Below are 16278 nucleotides of genomic sequence, written 5' to 3' on the forward strand. Positions count from 1 at the left end.
TATGCCAACTGCCATCTTTGGCTCCATTGAAGCAGGCGCTATTTATGCCTTAATGGCGCTGGGCGTTTACCTCTCATTCAGAATATTGGATTTCCCCGATCTGACGGTTGATGGAAGTTTTGTAACGGGTGCATCTGTTGCTGCTGTCATGATAACAGGGGGATACAATCCATTTTTGGCGACTATGGCAGCATTGCTTGCGGGTTTTGCAGCAGGCTGCCTTACAGGCCTTCTTCATACAAAAGGAAAAATTAACGCCCTTTTATCAGGAATATTAATGATGATTGCATTATACTCTATAAATCTCAGGATTATGGGTAAGTCAAATGTTCCTCTGCTGTCTGAGGAAACGGCTATTACAAAGATTACAGCATTCTGGCAGGGACTTGGAATTGATCAGACTATCCAAAGCCTGCTCGGAGCGGTGGGAATGAGTTTTGTTCCTAAGACCTGGGGGATTCTATTGCTTATGCTGGTTTTAGCATTTGCTGTTAAGGTACTGATTGATCTTTTTTTAAAGACAGATATTGGATTGGCTATACGGGCGACAGGAGACAATGAGACGATGATCCGCAGCTTTTCTGCTGATACAGACCTCCTGAAGATAGCCGGCTTGGGTATTTCAAACGCACTGGTGGCATTTTCAGGAGCATTAGTGGCACAGTATAACGGATTCAGTGATGTCGGAATGGGAATCGGGATGATAATCATCGGGCTTGCATCCGTAATCATCGGAGAAGCAATTTTCGGTGCAAAAACAATTGTCAGAGCTACATTGGCTGTCATCGGAGGAGCCATTCTATACCGGATTATCGTAACTCTTGCATTGAGAGTGGAATTCCTTGAAACAGGAGATATGAAGCTGATTACAGCAGTAATCGTGATTGGTGCGCTAATTCTGCCCAAGCTTATTCAGCAGCAGAAGGAGAAGCAGAGAAAGCGCAGGAGATTGGCAGAAGCGAAAAAAACGAATGCTTACGGGAAAAGTGGTGAACAATTTGCTGCAATTAAATCAGATTCATAAAGTGTTTAATGAGGGAACACCAGATGAAAAAACAGCTCTACACAAAATAGATCTTCACCTGAAACCAGGGGACTTCATGACGGTTATCGGCAGTAATGGAGCGGGAAAATCTACACTTATGAACATGATCTCAGGCAAATTGATTCCTGATATGGGAGAAGTGCTGGTTGATGGAAAGGATGTCACTCTCGTGAAGGAACATAAAAGATCCAGGCTGATTGGACGTGTTTTCCAGGATCCGATGGCCGGAACAGCCCCTTCCATGACGATAGAGGAAAATCTGGCCATTGCTTATGCGAGAACTGCGGCGCGCGGACTTCGGAAAGGGGTTTCCAGGAGACGGCGTGACTTTTTCCAGAGTCACCTGGAAATGCTTAATCTGGGATTGGAAAATAGACTTTCAGCAAAAGTTGGACTGCTGTCAGGCGGAGAACGGCAGGCGCTCTCCCTGCTGATGGCGACCTTCACAGAGCCAAAAATATTACTTTTGGACGAACATACCGCTGCCTTGGACCCGGCTCGTGCAGAATTAATTACCAGCCTTACGAAAGAGATTGTGGAAAAATATAATCTTACCACATTAATGGTAACCCATAATATGCAGCAGGCGCTTGACCTGGGAAATAGGCTGATCATGATGGACAAAGGCCAGATTATTTTTGAAACAAATGAGGAAGAGAAGAAAGATTTGACAGTGGAAAAACTGCTGGAGGAATTCCAGAAAATCCGTGGGGAGAAAATGAACAGCGACAAGGCGATTCTTATTTAGATTTGTGGACCGGACAAGGTTTTTGCCTTGTTCGGATTTTTTGTTCAAGCGGCATTATATCAAAATTCAAAGACGATAACATATTCTTCTAATTTTAAGTCTATTATAGTATAATTTTTAGAACCTTTTATTATATTTTTAGGCGGTGAGCATCATGGCAGAACTTGCAGTCGGCAAGCCTTCCGGTGAAGTTAGAAAAGGGGTGCAGTCGGGAATCAGCATCGCGATAGGATATGCACCCATTGCTTTAACATTTGGGCTGCTTGCCAAAACAACCGGTCTTACAATAGGTGAAACAGTTTTAATGAGTTTGCTTGTATTTGCCGGGGCAGCACAGTACATATCCCTGAGCCTGCTTACACTGGGAACAGGCATATTTGAAATTGTTTTAACAACTTTTATCGTGAATATCAGGCACTTTTTGATGTCTACTTCTCTTAATGAAAAGTGGGACGATGAACAGGCTGCCAACAAGGTGATTTTATCATTTGGGATTACGGATGAAACCTTTTCAGTAGCAGCAGTACGTGAAGAAAAGGTAACAAGCGGTTATATGCTGGGGCTCATATCGGTTTCCTATGCAAGCTGGGTCATATGTTCGGGGCTTGGGCATCTTATTGGGGCGAGCCTTCCGCAGACCTTGCAGGAAAGCATGTCTGTTGCACTTTATGCCATGTTTGTCGGCCTTCTTGTTCCGTCTATGAAAAAAAGTGCAAAAGTTGTTTTTCTTGCCGCACTTGCAGCGTGTTTTAACACGATTTTCACTTTGACTAATACGCTATCGACAGGCTGGGCAATTGTATCGGCCACGCTTTTATCTGCTGTAATAGTGGAATGGATAGAAAGTGTAAAAAACAGGGACAGGGGGCAGGAGCATGAGTAGCCATATTGTGTGGATGATTGTTGGGATGGCAGCAGTTACTTATATCCCAAGGCTGCTGCCTTTTGTGCTTTTTAAGGGGAAGGAGCTTCCCGGCTTTGTTCAGGGGATATTAAAGAATGTGCCTTATGCGACATTAGGGGCACTCATTTTTCCGGGTATTCTTTTTATAAATGAAGATATTTGGTTTGGTCTGCTCGGTGCAGCTGCTGCTTTTCTGGCAGCCTTTTTAGGTGCAAATGTAATTGTCGTTGTACTGGGATCAATAGCTGTGTTATCTGTATATTCTTTTTTATTTTAGAAAAGATAATGATGGATGTTCTTTAGCCGGTTCCTTCTTGAACCGGCTTTTTCAATAGAACAGCTGGAATAGAAAGAAATGATTGTCCCATCAATTGAGTTCTATTTACAGATTTTTATACTAAACTAAATATAGAAAGGTTGTACCATAGGAGGGGAATTGGATGGCGCGGAAATTAGGTTTTTATGGGGCTCTGGCCTTTTTCGTATACGGTTTATTTTTTTATTGGTATCTATTCTATTTTGCTGATGCCAGTCTGCCCTTTGAGTATGAAGGGTCACGGGCAGATCCGGCAACTTTCCTGAACGGCAGGGAACTGATGCTCAGTGAGGAATATTCTAAAATAAGAAACCTGCTGTTTTTTATTTCTACACCTTTTGAATGGATATTTTATTTATTTATTCTTTTATTTGGCTTATCAAAGGCTTTTAAAAAATGGGCGGAACAGACTGCGCCATACAAATTCCTGCAAACGGCAATCTATTTGATTTGGCTTTCTTTTTTCGCCTTTATTGCTACGATGCCATTAAGCTATATCAGCTTTTCGCTTTCAAAAACGTATAATATCTCCACTCAGAGCTTCAGTGGGTGGATGAAGGATGAACTCATTGATTTTTGGGTTAATTATGGAATGATGCTTCTTATCGTGTCTGTTCTTTACTGGCTGATTAATAAGAGCAGGAAAAGATGGTGGCTTTACGCATGGCTATTATCAGTTCCATTTACCTTATTTATGATGTTTCTGCAGCCGGTTGTCATTGACCCTCTGTATAATGATTTTTATCCTTTAAAAGATAAACAGCTTGAAACGAAAATTCTTGATTTGGCCAATCAGGCTAAAATACCGGCTGAACATGTCTTTGAGGTCGATATGGCCGAGAAAACGAATGCGCTGAATGCATATGTAACAGGGATCGGCTCAAATTCAAGAATTGTTCTTTGGGACACAACTCTAAATAAATTAACTGAAGACCAAATTCTGTTTATAATGGCACATGAAATGGCCCACTACGTGGAGAAGCATATTTACATCGGAATTGGAGGATACTTGCTGCTTTCTCTGCTGGGGCTGTATTTGACTGCTAAATTAATGGAAAAAGCAGTAGATAAATGGGGAAGAGCGCTAAAAATTCCTGCAGTAAATGACATACGTTCCCTGCCGCTTTTTTTGATGATTCTTTCAATGCTGCTCTTTATTTCAAGCCCTCTATCCAATCTTGTTTCACGGTATCAGGAAACAAGGGCAGACCGCTATGCCATTGAAATGACAAAGGATTCAAAAGCCGCAATAGAAACATTTCAGGAGCTGACACGTGCCGGTTTAAGCCAGGTAAATCCGCCGCTTCTTGTGAAAGTATTCCGATATGGGCATCCAACGATGCTTGAGCGCATTTCTATGCTGGAAGAATTTGAAATGGAACAGAGGCAGAAAGAACGGAAGCAGACAGAGGAATGAGTTGCTTCATTATAACTAAAAAAGCAGGCCAATCGGCTTGCTTTTTTTAAATTCCATTTTTATAAATATGTATGCTTCCTTCATCGTCAGCCTGAATTTCATTGTGAAAATAGACGCCTGCATCATCGTCAATTCCATAACCAGTCGCTGCATTGACTTTTCCTGCCGCTGCCTTTAGATTTTCCCGTTCATTCCACTTGGTAAAATGGACACTGATGGCGCAACCCCTGATTAACCCGAGCCCTTTCAAAAAGAGGTGCTGTCTTTTAGGTGTATCAATAGGGGGAATGATGCAATGTTCCGGGATGATCAGGGCGCCTGCCGAAAAGCCTGCTACAGGAATACCATTCATGTACATCCTTCTAATGCATTCTCCGGTTTCACTATCAACAATGAATTTTCTGTAATTTTCTGTGTTACCCCCTCCAATAATGATGCCGGAACAGGACATTAATTCTTGAAGGTAAGATTCTGCTGGGTCAGGGGAAAGCGGGAGATAGCAGAAACTCCTGGCTCCATAAGAAATTAAGGCAGAAGTATACTTCTTCATATACATCTCCCAGCCTTCCCTTTCCAAAAAGAGTATAGCTATTTTGCCATCCGAGCCGCAGGCAAGCTCTGTAAACATTCTTCCTAACCTTTGCCCAAATGGAGGGCTTCCGCCCATTAAAAATAAATGCCTGCTGTTCATTATTCCTCGCCTTTCTGACTAAAAATAAAATACCCCGCTGATTGGCGGGGGCAAACTGCTTTTTATGTGCCAAAACGCTTGGAAAGGTCTTTGTATTGCTTCGAAAAATGCATAAATGCCGGTTTATTTCCTTCATCAATCGCTGCGTCTATTTTTTTCATCAGCTTTTCTCTTTCATTATTCAGCAGTATTTCGGAAATAAGCATATCAAGGTAAAGATCCAGTACATAAGATTCCTTAAGATTTTTCCGCTTAGATCCACTCGTTTTCATTAAGTCGGTGTATGATTTTTCCTTCATGGAAACCACCCCTGAGCTTTTTAATATTATATGGAATTGCTTCTGAATAATCAACTAATTTTTTAAATTTTTAGAAAATATTTTCCGGATGTCTAAAATGTGAACAATTTAGAAACTATTGAATAAATTAGTAATTTTTAGATAAATTGGTGTTAATATGGAAAAGCGAGCACGAAATAGAAAAGGAGATGAAAATGTATGACCCAAAATATTCAAATAATTGAAGAATATGAAATCAATCCAAATACGATGATTATTAAACCTCTCTCTTATGGGATAAAAGTCTATTCGCAAATCTGGGAGCTTGATGAGGAAGTAACTTCTCCCTTTAAGCCGATTGAAATTATTAAAAGCAGCTGTAAATATTTTGGATCAAGCTATGAAGGAAGAAAAGAGGGTACACGCCAATTAACCGGCTTTACCCATAAAGCTCCGATAACGATTGACCCCACAAATTTCATTTATTTTTTCCCGACAGCCTCTCCAAGCAATCCGGAATGTATGTGGATTGCATTGGATCACATAAATTACTTCAAGCGAGCGGAGAACGCACAAACCCAGGTAGTTTTTAAGAACAAACAAAGCTTTATAATTCCAGTCTCATATACGACTCTGAATAACCAGGTGCTCAGAACAGCACTGCTGAAAACGACATTGACAAAAAGGATAGAAGATTCAGAGAGAAAGTCACTTTACTATGCGAATGGTTCCAAAATAATGAATGCTTCGGAGAGAAAAGGAGCCTACCAATAGAAAAGGGCTGGAATTGAAGGATAACCAAGAAGCATGCGGAGTTTCATGCTTCTATTTTCCGTAGTATATTACCTTATTAGATGCAGGCTTTCTTATACAAAAATTAATTGGCTTTCCGATTTTTTCCTGGTCCCGGCAAAGGTTTTTTAATAAGATAATACGTCATTAGCTCCTGAACTTTATTGCGGATTCGGGGATTAAAATAATTATGATGTTCCTCATATCCTTTGTACAGGAACATAAACATAGTAAATGCCTCATCCCTCTTTATTTCCTGTACCTTTAGCTGGTTTTTATTCATATAGCGTTTTACCTCAGAGAGTTCACTTTGAATGACCTTCATTGTTTCTTCAACCAAATCAAGATAAGGCTGTTTTAGTTTAAACGGGCTTTTATTAATGACAATGGAGTCGCGATTTAAAACCGTCAGCACCATTGGCAGATAAATAGCCTGTTCCATGATATTACGGTCTTCCTCAGGAATTCTGGTCATATTGTTCTGCTCCCCTTAAATAATAGTATCCTGCCTAGCGCAAGAACGTATGTTCTTATCTAATTTTACAAAGGAATGTTTTATCTTGCAAGAGCCTATATTTGTCGAAATACTGTTATACTTCATCATTTCCAATAATGAAAAAAAGTTTCAGTCTGAAGCTAATTGGGAAGGGATTTTATTTCTGATGTCGAAATAAGTAGAACACACAGTTAGGAAGGATGAAATAAATGACGCAAAAAAGAACAATTAAACCAGAAGACCTTTATCATTTAAAATCTGTAGCTGATCCGCAGCTTTCCAGGAATGGATCTGATTTGGCTTTTGTCGAGACCAAAATGCTTGAAGAAGAAAATACATATAGTTCAAATGTTTTTTACATAAATACTGCAAAAAGCAATAAGCCTGTTCAGTGGACTTATGGCAAACACCGCAATCATTCACCCCGCTGGTCTCCAGATGGGGAGTTAATTGCATTTGTATCAGACAGAGGCGGGAAGTCACAGATTTATGTAATGAGCAAAGCAGGCGGAGAAGCCAGACAGCTGACACATTGTGCAAATGGTGCTTCAAATCCTGTCTGGTCCCCTGATGGAAAGAAACTTGCCTTCAATCTTTCAATGAAACCGGGTGAAGACGCAGAAACACTAGAAAATCAGGAAAAAAAGGAAGAAAAGCCAATACCGATTGAAATTGAAAAAATGAAACACAAATCTGACGCCCAGGGTTTTTGGAACGGAAGGTACAGCCAGGTTGCCTTAATAGATATAGAAACTGGCGAGATGGAGCAGCTGACAACCGGAGAACATGATTTCCAATTGCAGGACTGGTCTCCAGATGGGAAATGGGTTGCTGTTTCGGCAGATTTGAGTGAAGATAAGGATTTTTCTTTTCTAAGCGATGTGTATATCATTCATCTTGAAACAAAAGACATGAAAAAGATTACAAATGGAAAAGGTTATTTCGGAAGCGCTGCATGGTCACCGGATGGAAAATACATAGGATTGTTCGGGCATGAAAGGGAATACGAAAATGCTACGCATACCAAAGTATGGGTGTATAACCTGGAATTTGAAGATCTGCAGTGCCTGACTGCAGAATCAGACATTTTGGCTGGTGATTATGCCATCGGAGATTTCCAGCAGGGTGCAGTAACACCGGGAATTCTTTGGGCAGAGGACAGCAGAAGCTTCTATTTACTGGCAACTGATCATGGCAATACAGTTGTTTATTATGGCTCTTTAGATGGGGAATTATATCCTGCCCTGCTGGATCAGCAGCATGTATATGGACTGACTACAGGCGGAACTATCAATAAAGCGGTTGTAGCCATCAGCAGACCGTCATCTCCCGGGGAGTTATTTTTACTTGATGTTCCGACAGGGGAATTAAAACAGCTGACAAAAGTCAATGAAGAGTTCCTGAGCGGAGTGGAGCTGGCAGATGCAGAGCCCATTCAGTTTAAATCTTCGGATGAGTGGGACCTCCATGGCTGGATCATGAAACCAGTCCATCTAAAAGAGGGCCAAAAAGCACCGCTTGTGCTTGAAATCCATGGCGGTCCTCATGCTATGTATGCCAATTCTTATTTCCATGAATTCCAATGCCTTGCTGCAAAAGGCTATGCGGTATTGTTTATCAACCCGCGGGGAAGCCATGGATATGGCCAGCATTTTGTAGACGCTGTCAGAGGAGATTACGGGGGCAAGGATTATGAGGATATTATGGATGCGGTCGATTACGCGCTCGAAAACTTCGATTTCATCGATAAAGAAAGGCTTGGCGTAACAGGAGGAAGCTATGGAGGCTTTATGACCAACTGGATTATTGGACACACCAGCCGGTTCAAGGCAGCTGTCACCCAGCGCTCCATTTCCAACTGGATCAGCTTTTATGGAGTAAGTGATATCGGCTACTATTTTACTGATTGGCAAATCAAGAGTGATATGAATGATATAGAAAAACTATGGAAACACTCTCCGCTTGCTTATGTGAATGATATAAATACACCACTCCTGATTCTGCACAGTGAAAAAGACTATCGCTGTCCAATTGAACAGGCAGAGCAATTATTCATTTCCTTAAAGCATCAGAAGAAAACAGCAAAATTTGTCCGGTTCCCTGAAGCCAATCACGAGCTTTCAAGAAGCGGAAAACCGAATTTGCGAATCAGCCGCCTAAACTACATAGCCGGCTGGTTTGATGAATATCTCTAAGATAAAACCGCAGACCTTCGGGTTTGCGGTTTTTTCATAAGGCTGTAAAGGAACACAAAACTTGCCGATATAAATGTTGTCATTTTTTATGCAAGAAACCATTTAAAATAAATTGCAAAGAATTCAATTCATCTGCAAAATATAAGGTATACAGGATATACCAGCATAGCTATCGAAACTTTTTATTGAACTCTGCAGTCAAATATAAGTGAAGGTGTTTACACTGTTCCATAATTTGCTTTAAAGAAAGGACTTATTCTTATGAGATCAGATAGATATGAAAAGAAGAAAAAGAAAGGAAAGTGGAAATCTGTCCTCCTGATTCTGCTTCTCTTGATTGCAGGAACCCTTGGCTATTCTTATTTTCAATTTAAGCAAGGTGTTTCCCAGACAGAAGGAGAAGCAAATATACAGACAGAAGAGTTTGAATTCAATGGCGAAAAAGATAAATATGGCGGGACGAATATCCTGATTCTTGGAAGTGATGCAAGGGGAGAGGAGAAATCAAGGGCTGATACCATAATGGTTGCCCAGTATCATCCTGAAAAGGGCACATATAAGCTTATTTCTTTTATGAGAGACATGTATGTGGACATACCGGGACATGGGCAAAACAGAATAAATTCTGCTCTTGCTTATGGAGGCCCTGAGTTATTGAGGCAGACGCTTAAAGAGAACTTTGATATAGATATTAAATATTACTCCATTGTTGACTTTGAAGGCTTTGTACATTTAATTGATGAAGCTTTTCCCAGAGGGGTAGAAATTGATGTGGAAAAAAGAATGTCTGCCAATATTGGTGTAACACTGGAACCGGGCCTGCAGCGGCTTGATGGAGAGCATCTCCTTGGGTACGTCAGGTTCAGGCAGGATGCAGTAGGGGATTTTGGAAGAGTAGAACGCCAGCAGAAGGTAATGAAAGAAGTAGCAAGCCAGTTTACAAGCCTTCAGACCATTACGAAGCTTCCAAAACTCATCGGGGTGGTAACTCCTTTTGTAAATACCAATATGAACACGGGTGACATTCTGTATATCGGAAAAGATTTCGTATCTAAGGATAACAGGAATGTAGAGACTCTTCGCGTTCCTGTTGATGGAACATTTGAAAACGAGAGAATTAATGGTGCTGCGGTTTTGGGCATAGATAAAGAGGCGAATAAAGCGGCAATCCATGAATTTCTTTCAAAATAAAGACGACTGTTTTCGCATGGTTTGCTGCTTTTTGTGTATAATTTACCTGAGTTGAATGGAGCGGAAATCAACGGACAGCATTGATAGGCGAAAAACAACAATTTATACGGAAAGTGCGAAAATAAAAAAAGTTAGAAACACTGTTTTTGCCGGATTAGGTGTACAATAAAAGGGGAAATGGTAAAACTAGGGGAAACTTATTATTTATCGCAGTCTAACGGGCAGTAAGACCCCCACTTCATGACTCAGAGGAATCAAAGGAGGGTAAGTGGGGGTCAAACAGCCCGTAGAGGCCCGAAAGAAGGACAAAGACTAAGAACGCCACATCCTGTGGCAACGTCTTTGTGACCCACTTCCTGTGGGCCTCAACTAACAATCAGTGGGGGAAAAAGAACCCCCCACTGATTGAAGTTTCACTTTATCAAAACGAGTCGACTAAGGTATTGCTGCATATTGGACAAGGAGATACTAATGGATTTTGAACTGCTCAAAGATTGGTTTACATTAGAGAATATAATGGATTTAATCCGGGAGTATCGTTCATTTGGGCCTCTTCCGGGTATTCTGCTTCCGATGCTAGAAGCATTTTTGCCCTTTCTGCCTCTGTTTTTGTTTGTTATGGCAAATGCGAGTGCATTTGGTCTCTGGCTGGGATTTTTATACTCCTGGGTCGGAGCGGTCGCAGGAGCGCTGATTGTTTTCCTGCTGGTCAGAAAATATGGCCAGAAACGAATACTCCGTTTTTTGAAAAAAAATAAGCAGGTACAGAAGCTTATGAAATGGGTTGAAAAGCATGGATTCGGGCCATTGTTCATCCTGCTTTGTTTTCCGTTTACTCCTTCAGCGGTTGTCAATATTGTAGCCGGGCTTTCAAATATCAGTATTGCTCAATATATGCTGGCAGTCCTGACTGGGAAAATAGTGATGATTTTTACAATAAGCTTTGTCGGATATGATATCAGATCATTAATAACACAGCCAATTCGGACTGCTATTGTGGCACTGGTCATTTTCATTCTTTGGTATGTCGGCAAAATTATTGAAATAAAGATGAATATGAGCGTAGAAAAAGATCGCGGGAATAAAAAGCATTGAATGCATAAGTACTAGGGGAGATGAATGGTGAAGGAAGGATTGAGAAAAGAAGGAGCGGAATGGCTGAAGGCTTTTGCAATAGGCATTATCATCTTTGCTTTTATACGGACTTTTTTCTTCTCCAATTACATTGTCGAAGGTGAATCCATGATGCCTACCCTTCAGGATGGAAATAAGCTGATTGTCAATAAAATCGGCTATCAGGTCAGCGATTTAGAACGCTTTGACGTAATTGTTTTCCATCATAATGATGAAGAGGATTTTGTAAAAAGAATAATTGGAATGCCAGGGGATGAAATTGCATACCGTAATGATGAATTATTTATTAATGGCAGGAAAGTGGATGAACCTTATTTGGATAAGTACCGAAAAGAAATCTCAGGAGGCAAACTGACAGGTGACTTTACACTGCTGGAGATGACGGGCACAGAAACTGTCCCAGAGGGTAAACTTTTTGTTATGGGAGATAATCGTCTCGGAAGCTGGGACAGCCGGCATTTTGGATTTATTTCAGCCGGCCAGGTTGTAGGGAAAGTAAACCTGCGCTATTGGCCGCTTGATGAAATGGATGCGTCATTCTAACAGATCTTATAGTAAAAGGGACTCGAATATTCGAGTCCCTTATTTTTGCAGAAAAGGTTAATCTTAGATAACATGCAAATTAGGATTATCCCTATATTCAGGTTCGCAGTTTACACACACGTTTTGATCATAATCAGTCATATTCACATCTTCACGATTGTATTCAATTCCACAAAGGGAACAAGCGACCATTTTTTCTTCTTCTATTTCTTCCGGGTGAATGGGAATAGCGTCATTAATATTAATAGGCTCTACGGTAATTCCGCGTGAATTGGCCATTTCGGCATTTAAGTATTCCTTTGCGGATTCTTCACTTTCCCAAAATCCCAAGTCCCATAACAGCTCCTGGGCGTCTCCGTTTTGTGCCATCAATCCATAAACAACTTTCATGATAAATGCCCCTTTCCAATTTGCTGCTATTGTTTTATATTTCTTAGCCTTTTTTGGCTGCGGTTAAACCGATTCAAAAAATTCCCAACAGTTCCCTTGAAAGACTGGGATCGTTGTTTAAGAATAATTGCATGGATACAGGAGAATCTGCGGGCTTTGTCGAATAAGAGCTGGTGTACACGTTACGGATTAGTTTTAGTTTTTGGTGTCGGAATATTTGTATATATAGTGGAGGTGCAATTAATGAGGCTTAAGGATAAAGTCGCCATTATTACAGGTGCAGCCAATGGGATTGGTCTCGCTGCAGCAGAAAGGTTTGCAGGTGAAGGAGCCGCAGTAGCCATGGCAGATTATGACGCGGACATGGGAATAACCAGGGCTCAAGAGCTCAAGGAAAAAGGATTAAATGCACAGTTCTTTCAGGTTAATGTGGCTGACAGGCAAAGCATAGACAGTATGGCGGAAGCTGTAAAAGCGGCATTTGGGAAAATTGACATCCTTATCAATAATGCAGGAATAACCAGGGACGGGATGCTTTCAAAGTTATCCCCGGATGATTTTCAGGCGGTTATGGATGTGAATCTGTCAGGTGTTTTCCATTGTACACAAGCTGTGCTTCCATTCATGCTGGAGCAGGGAAGAGGAAAAATTATCAATACATCTTCTGTTTCCGGAATTTATGGGAATGTCGGACAGACAAACTACGCTGCAGCCAAAGCGGGTGTGGTGGGAATGACCAAAACATGGGCAAAAGAACTCGGCAGAAAAGGAATTAACGTAAATGCCGTGGCTCCAGGATTTATCTCTACAGGCATGACAGCAAAAGTGCCGGAAAAGGTGATTGGCCAAATGCAGGGTATGGTTCCGCTGGGCAGACTGGGAAAACCGGAAGATATTGCGAATGCATATCTGTTTCTGGCTTCGGATGAATCTGATTATGTGAATGGAACGGTCCTGCATGTAGATGGCGGTATTATGATGTAACCTGACTCCGAGCGAGTGCTCGTTAATCAGATAATAAAAGGGGTGGAAAAGTATGAGAAATGTTGTAATAACATCAGCAGTAAGAACACCGGTTGGGACTTTTGGAGGGGCCTTTAAGGATCTTTTGCCGACAGATTTGATTGTTCCAGTATTAAAAGAGGCTGCCGAAAGAAGCGGGTTGCAGAGCAGTGACGTGAATGAAGTAATTTTGGGACACTGCATTCAGCGTACTGATGAACCGAACACAGCAAGGACAGCAGCATTGCTTGCAGGCTTTGACGATACGACAACAGGGTTCACAGTCCAGAGACAGTGTGCATCCGGTATGCAGGCCATTATTTCCGCTGCCCTGCAGATTGCATCAGGTATGTCAGATATCGTTATTGCCGGAGGAGTAGAAGCCATGAGCTCCAGTCCTTATGTATTAAAACAGCATCGCTGGGGCGCCCGCATGCAGCATGGACAGGTAACCGACACAGTATGGGAGATTCTCGAAGATCCAATCCATCATATCATGATGGGAGAAACAGCAGAAAACCTGGCAGAAATTCATTCCATCACAAGGGAAGAGCAAGATGAAGCGGCATTGCTTAGCCATAAGAGAGCCCTGCACGCAATTGAAAACGGTTACTTTGATTCGCAGATCGTTCCAATTACTGTGAAGACCCGGAAAGGAGAAGTAACCGTTGCAAAAGATGAAAACCCGCGTGCGGACTTAACAGCGGAAAAACTGAGCAGATTGAAGCCGGTCTTTAGAAAGGGCGGAACGGTAACAGCAGGAAACTCATCCAGCCTGAATGACGGCGGAGCAGCACTGGTCCTCATGCCGGAAGAGCTGGCTCTCGAAAGAGGACTGAAGCCGCTGGCAAAGATTGCTGGCTTCTCTGTAGCGGGAGTAGATCCGAAAGTAATGGGAAGAGGACCTGTTCCGGCAGTTAAAAATGGTCTTGCCAGTGTCAATTGGTCGCTTGAAGAAGCTGATTTGATTGAAGTTAATGAGGCCTTTGCGGCCCAATATTTGGCGGTTGAGAGAGAACTTGGCTTAAACCGGGAAAAAGTAAATGTAAATGGAAGCGGAATCAGCCTTGGACACCCTATTGGATGTACAGGTGCTCGTCTTGTCGTGAGTCTCGTTCATGAGTTAAAGAGAAGAGGAGGCCATAAAGGAATAGCTTCTTTATGTGTCGGAGGCGGAATGGGAGCCACAGTATTTGTGGAAACGTACGAATAAAGAGTTCCTTCGGGAGCTCTTTCTTTATCCAAGGGATTCCATCTCCTGAATAATTATTTTTACGGGAGTGAATAAAGTGTTAAGCAGAACAGTATTATCAGGGGAAAATATTATTCTCGGGTCGTTTATTGACGAAGATATCAAAAAAATAATCGAGTGGCATGCGGACGAAAAAATCATGAGAAATCTGGATGCTCTGCCGGTAAAACCTAAAAAGGAAACAGAAATTAAGAAGTGGCTTGATGAGTGCCCGCAAGACACCTTCAGGTTTTCGCTCAGGTTAAAAGAAGGAAATGAATTAATCGGCTATGCAGAGTTAAACGGTATTTTATGGCCGCACAGAACAGGCTGGGTTACCATAGCCATTGCAGATGAAACCAAATGGGGAAAAGGGTATGGAAAAGAAGCTATGCAATGCCTGATCCGCTATGCTTTTAGGGAACTGAATCTGTATAGGCTGCAGCTTACAGTATTTTCGTATAATACCAGAGCCAAGACTCTTTATGAAAGCCTTGGATTTCTGAGAGAAGGCTGCTACAGAGAGTTTCTGGAACGCGATGGAAAACGGCATGATATGTATCTCTACGGCCTCCTCCGAAAGGAATGGAAAGAGTGAAGAAGCGCGGATATGGTCCGCGCTTAGCCTATTATTATGACTGAAGATCAAGAGCAGCTTCTTTTGATAGAAAATAGCAAAAAACAAAATTCAGAAGAAAAAACGCAAGAAGCAAATACAATACATTATGAAATTGAAGAATCATTGCTGCTGGCGGTGCAAGGCTCGCACCGGTTAATAGGATAAAAGAATAGAGAGAAAGGGCTTTTGCACGGTCAGCTCCTGCAAGCATGCCAATCAATGTGATAACAGTGGGAACAAGAAGGGATATGGCGGCCACAAACATGATGGAAATAGCTATCAGGGCCTTCGTGCTGCTGAAGAAAAACATATTAATAATACTTACTGTCCCCAAAAGTAAACCAAGCTTCAATGTGGAGTATGCCCCAATCCGCGCAATTAATTTACCGGTAAAGAGTGACAAAAGAGCCCCAATCAACCCCACTGCCCTTATTGTGAACAATTCCTCCATAGTTCCCCTGAAAGACCTGCCTATTGCATCATAAAAAGCTGCGAAGGAAAACAGAAGAGTAAAGGTGATAGCGTAACATTTGAGCAGGCTTCCCTGTCTTATTAGTTTTTTCATAATAGTAACAGTGGAAATCTCTGATTTAAAGGGACGAGAAGCGGGCGGGAGTATTTTATACGAGACCAGGAAAAGAATGAAATAGCAAACAGCAAAGAAATAAAAAGCATAGTTCCATTTATAATAAAAAGTAATTGCCGAGCTGATCAGCTGCCCAAGTATGCCTGCAGCAAGAAATCCTGTGTTGATGAAAACCAGCAGAAGCGTACGGCTCCTTGGCTGAAAAAGGTCAAAAGAATAAGCGAAGGCAACAGGTGCAAAACTGCCGAGGGTTACTCCCTGAATTGACCTGGTAATATAGAGCGCCTCTGCATTAGGAGAGAGCCCGACGGCAAAAGTAGATAATGCAGAGGCAAGCAAACCTGAAATAATAATTCTCCGTCTGCCAAATGTATCGGAAGCAGGTCCAAAGAATAATAGGCCAGCAGCATAAAAAAGTGCAAAAAGACTTCCCCCGGCCACAATATGATTTTCATTTACTTTAAATGTATCTGCAATTTCCCCGTAAATTGGGATCAGTGTATAAATGTTGCTGGCCACGAAAATTCCTGTAATTGTCAAAATGACTGAAGTTGCAATCAGGACCTGTTTTGAAATCATCCTTATCACCTGCCGATATACTTTATGCCCGAAACCCCGAATAGGAAAGTTGTCATTTCCACAATTTTGAAGAACCCCATACAAAAAATTGAACAGCTTATATGATAAAATAATGATAGAA

At 41.6% G+C, this 16278-nt stretch carries 18 protein-coding genes; 13 read left to right on the forward strand and 5 right to left on the reverse strand.

What is annotated here, in order from left to right; all coding sequences use genetic code 11:
- Position 1: 1 nt before the first annotated feature.
- From NAF01_RS06795 to NAF01_RS06815, 5 genes are all read left to right on the forward strand, one after another.
- Positions 2–1024, forward strand: coding sequence for an ABC transporter permease (locus NAF01_RS06795; RefSeq protein WP_197214603.1), 1023 nt, complete (start codon positions 2–4; stop codon positions 1022–1024).
- Positions 999–1793, forward strand: coding sequence for an ABC transporter ATP-binding protein (locus tag NAF01_RS06800; RefSeq protein ID WP_250802000.1), 795 nt, complete (start codon positions 999–1001; stop codon positions 1791–1793). The genes NAF01_RS06795 and NAF01_RS06800 overlap by 26 nt, the downstream gene beginning before the upstream one ends.
- Positions 1794–1947: 154 nt before the next feature.
- Positions 1948–2676, forward strand: a complete 729-nt coding sequence (locus NAF01_RS06805) for an AzlC family ABC transporter permease (RefSeq protein ID WP_048010686.1) — start codon at positions 1948–1950, stop codon at positions 2674–2676.
- A complete protein-coding gene (locus NAF01_RS06810; RefSeq protein ID WP_009331384.1) occupies positions 2669–2974 on the forward strand; it encodes an AzlD domain-containing protein in 306 nt (101 codons plus the stop codon). Before NAF01_RS06805 ends, NAF01_RS06810 begins: the two co-directional genes overlap by 8 nt.
- 163 nt (positions 2975–3137) lie before the next feature.
- On the forward strand, positions 3138–4430 hold the full coding sequence (locus NAF01_RS06815; RefSeq protein WP_048010685.1) for a M48 family metallopeptidase: 1293 nt from the start codon (positions 3138–3140) through the stop codon (positions 4428–4430).
- A 46-nt stretch (positions 4431–4476) separates the two neighbouring features.
- On the opposite strand, the gene NAF01_RS06820 is transcribed toward NAF01_RS06815, so the two are convergent.
- Both NAF01_RS06820 and NAF01_RS06825 read right to left on the reverse strand, forming a co-directional pair.
- Positions 4477–5121, reverse strand: a complete 645-nt coding sequence (locus tag NAF01_RS06820; protein WP_163143206.1) for a Type 1 glutamine amidotransferase-like domain-containing protein — start codon at positions 5119–5121, stop codon at positions 4477–4479.
- Between the two features lie 62 nt (positions 5122–5183).
- Positions 5184–5420: an IDEAL domain-containing protein gene (locus NAF01_RS06825; protein WP_250802001.1), complete on the reverse strand. Its 237-nt coding sequence runs from the start codon at positions 5418–5420 to the stop codon at positions 5184–5186.
- Positions 5421–5618: 198 nt separating this feature from the next.
- On the opposite strand from NAF01_RS06825, the gene NAF01_RS06830 reads away from it, so the two are divergent.
- The gene (locus tag NAF01_RS06830) at positions 5619–6173 is read left to right on the forward strand and encodes a competence protein ComK (RefSeq protein WP_248346632.1); all 555 of its coding nucleotides are present in this window, start codon (positions 5619–5621) and stop codon (positions 6171–6173) included.
- 103 nt (positions 6174–6276) lie between these two features.
- Here the strand turns inward: NAF01_RS06830 and NAF01_RS06835 are convergent, their stop codons facing one another.
- Positions 6277–6666 carry a YhjD family protein gene (locus NAF01_RS06835; RefSeq protein WP_076261187.1) on the reverse strand — a complete coding sequence of 130 codons (390 nt, stop codon included), beginning with the start codon at positions 6664–6666 and terminating at the stop codon, positions 6277–6279.
- 230 nt (positions 6667–6896) lie between these two features.
- On the opposite strand from NAF01_RS06835, the gene NAF01_RS06840 reads away from it, so the two are divergent.
- From NAF01_RS06840 to lepB, 4 genes are all read left to right on the forward strand, one after another.
- Positions 6897–8882 (forward strand): S9 family peptidase, encoded by a 1986-nt coding sequence (locus tag NAF01_RS06840; RefSeq protein WP_250802002.1) that lies wholly within the window; start codon positions 6897–6899, stop codon positions 8880–8882.
- A 261-nt stretch (positions 8883–9143) separates the two neighbouring features.
- Complete coding sequence (locus tag NAF01_RS06845) at positions 9144–10073, forward strand: LCP family protein (protein ID WP_197207713.1); 930 nt, start codon at positions 9144–9146, stop codon at positions 10071–10073.
- A gap of 471 nt (positions 10074–10544) precedes the next feature.
- Complete coding sequence (locus NAF01_RS06850) at positions 10545–11168, forward strand: TVP38/TMEM64 family protein (protein ID WP_076261195.1); 624 nt, start codon at positions 10545–10547, stop codon at positions 11166–11168.
- Between the two features lie 27 nt (positions 11169–11195).
- Positions 11196–11750: a signal peptidase I gene (lepB, locus tag NAF01_RS06855; protein WP_076261283.1), complete on the forward strand. Its 555-nt coding sequence runs from the start codon at positions 11196–11198 to the stop codon at positions 11748–11750.
- Between the two features lie 63 nt (positions 11751–11813).
- On the opposite strand, the gene NAF01_RS06860 is transcribed toward lepB, so the two are convergent.
- Entirely contained in the window at positions 11814–12140 is a 327-nt protein-coding gene (locus tag NAF01_RS06860; protein WP_197245429.1) for a hypothetical protein, read from the reverse strand.
- Positions 12141–12383: 243 nt separating this feature from the next.
- On the opposite strand from NAF01_RS06860, the gene fabG reads away from it, so the two are divergent.
- The 3 genes from fabG to NAF01_RS06875 all read left to right on the forward strand — a co-directional run bounded on the left by fabG (position 12384) and on the right by NAF01_RS06875 (position 14971).
- Entirely contained in the window at positions 12384–13124 is a 741-nt protein-coding gene (gene fabG, locus NAF01_RS06865) for a 3-oxoacyl-ACP reductase FabG (protein WP_250802003.1), read from the forward strand.
- Positions 13125–13176: 52 nt separating this feature from the next.
- A complete protein-coding gene (locus tag NAF01_RS06870; protein WP_250802004.1) occupies positions 13177–14355 on the forward strand; it encodes a thiolase family protein in 1179 nt (392 codons plus the stop codon).
- A 76-nt stretch (positions 14356–14431) separates the two neighbouring features.
- A complete protein-coding gene (locus NAF01_RS06875) occupies positions 14432–14971 on the forward strand; it encodes a GNAT family N-acetyltransferase (protein WP_226619897.1) in 540 nt (179 codons plus the stop codon).
- A gap of 34 nt (positions 14972–15005) precedes the next feature.
- On the opposite strand, the gene NAF01_RS06880 is transcribed toward NAF01_RS06875, so the two are convergent.
- Complete coding sequence (locus NAF01_RS06880) at positions 15006–16157, reverse strand: MFS transporter (RefSeq protein WP_250802005.1); 1152 nt, start codon at positions 16155–16157, stop codon at positions 15006–15008.
- Between the last annotated feature and the right edge of the window lie 121 nt (positions 16158–16278).

The organism is Cytobacillus firmus, from assembly GCF_023657595.1.
GTDB classification, from domain to species: Bacteria; Bacillota; Bacilli; order Bacillales; family Cytobacillaceae; genus Cytobacillus; species Cytobacillus firmus_B.

What these genes read in the sequence shown, in the direction of transcription:
- NAF01_RS06795 (WP_197214603.1), top strand. Translation starts at nt 2, where the DNA reads ATGCCAACTGCCATCTTTGGCTCCATTGAAGCAGGCGCTATTTATGCC.
- NAF01_RS06805 (WP_048010686.1), top strand. Translation starts at nt 1,948, where the DNA reads ATGGCAGAACTTGCAGTCGGCAAGCCTTCCGGTGAAGTTAGAAAAGGG.
- NAF01_RS06810 (WP_009331384.1), top strand. Translation starts at nt 2,669, where the DNA reads ATGAGTAGCCATATTGTGTGGATGATTGTTGGGATGGCAGCAGTTACT.
- NAF01_RS06815 (WP_048010685.1), top strand. Translation starts at nt 3,138, where the DNA reads ATGGCGCGGAAATTAGGTTTTTATGGGGCTCTGGCCTTTTTCGTATAC.
- NAF01_RS06820 (WP_163143206.1), bottom strand. Translation starts at nt 5,121, where the DNA reads ATGAACAGCAGGCATTTATTTTTAATGGGCGGAAGCCCTCCATTTGGG.
- NAF01_RS06825 (WP_250802001.1), bottom strand. Translation starts at nt 5,420, where the DNA reads ATGAAGGAAAAATCATACACCGACTTAATGAAAACGAGTGGATCTAAG.
- NAF01_RS06830 (WP_248346632.1), top strand. Translation starts at nt 5,619, where the DNA reads ATGACCCAAAATATTCAAATAATTGAAGAATATGAAATCAATCCAAAT.
- NAF01_RS06835 (WP_076261187.1), bottom strand. Translation starts at nt 6,666, where the DNA reads ATGACCAGAATTCCTGAGGAAGACCGTAATATCATGGAACAGGCTATT.
- NAF01_RS06840 (WP_250802002.1), top strand. Translation starts at nt 6,897, where the DNA reads ATGACGCAAAAAAGAACAATTAAACCAGAAGACCTTTATCATTTAAAA.
- NAF01_RS06845 (WP_197207713.1), top strand. Translation starts at nt 9,144, where the DNA reads ATGAGATCAGATAGATATGAAAAGAAGAAAAAGAAAGGAAAGTGGAAA.
- NAF01_RS06850 (WP_076261195.1), top strand. Translation starts at nt 10,545, where the DNA reads ATGGATTTTGAACTGCTCAAAGATTGGTTTACATTAGAGAATATAATG.
- NAF01_RS06860 (WP_197245429.1), bottom strand. Translation starts at nt 12,140, where the DNA reads ATGAAAGTTGTTTATGGATTGATGGCACAAAACGGAGACGCCCAGGAG.
- fabG (WP_250802003.1), top strand. Translation starts at nt 12,384, where the DNA reads ATGAGGCTTAAGGATAAAGTCGCCATTATTACAGGTGCAGCCAATGGG.
- NAF01_RS06870 (WP_250802004.1), top strand. Translation starts at nt 13,177, where the DNA reads ATGAGAAATGTTGTAATAACATCAGCAGTAAGAACACCGGTTGGGACT.
- NAF01_RS06880 (WP_250802005.1), bottom strand. Translation starts at nt 16,157, where the DNA reads ATGATTTCAAAACAGGTCCTGATTGCAACTTCAGTCATTTTGACAATT.